Raw genomic sequence first — 887 nt, forward strand, 5'->3', positions numbered from 1 at the left:
AATCGAAGTTCGATAACTAAACGGTCTTGAAAAGTACCCCAAAGACGTTCAATACGCCCTTTGGCTTGCGGGGTCATTGCTTTGATATGAGTTATACCGAGTTCAGCCATTACCTTACCAAATTGCGATAACGGCTTGATTTCACCCGCTAATTCCTGCTCCACCGTTAACGATTCCTTGGGAGATCGGAAGATCGTATGCCGATCGCTGTACAAACCAAGTGGAAGGCCATATTGCTCAATAGCTTGTTGCATAACGGTGAAATAACCCTCTTGAGTTTCTGTAGGACGGAAAACAGCACCAACAACTATTCCGGTAGCATCGTCAATTGCGGCATGCAATGTAAGTTTGGGCCCTCTATCCTCTAGCCAGGCATAAGCACTGGCATCAATCTGCCAAAGCATCCCGGCTTGGGGCTTGCGGTTGCGGGGACGATGAATACTTCCTCGGCGTCGTTGTTTTACTTGCTTCAGTCCTTTCTCCAAGAGAATGCGGCGAACAGTAGACACACTAAGAGTCAAGGATTCATGTTCCTGCAATAGTTCGGCAAAATGACAGTTATTACAGCCATGGTAGGTGTTTTGATACAACGAAGCGACTTGATCCTTGATTGAATCTGCAATCGCATGAACAGGTTTACGCCCTCGATTTTTATGGGCAATGCCTTCAGCTCCTTCCTTAAGATAGGTTTTTTTAAGGCGCAAAACCTGTCGGGTAGAAAGTTGCAGTAGGGTTGCAGCTTCCTCCACTTTAATTTGACGAGAAACAAGCTTTTCAATGACCAATACTTTTTTGAGTTCTGCTTTTGTCAATGTAATCTTCTCCTGTCCCATAGTGACATTTTCTCTGAACAGTTATAACATGACAATATCACAGAACAATAACAA

Annotated in this window: 1 protein-coding gene; it reads right to left on the minus strand. The window is 44.3% G+C overall.

All coding sequences use genetic code 11. The features are described from left to right. A partial coding sequence (locus tag BEN26_RS13825; protein ID WP_181482310.1) for an ISNCY family transposase occupies positions 1–812 on the minus strand: 812 nt, incomplete at its 3' end. Between the last annotated feature and the right edge of the window lie 75 nt (positions 813–887).

The sequence above is a fragment of the Tepidibacillus sp. HK-1 genome (assembly GCF_001748485.2).
GTDB classification, from domain to species: Bacteria; Bacillota; Bacilli; order Tepidibacillales; family Tepidibacillaceae; genus Tepidibacillus_B; species Tepidibacillus_B infernus.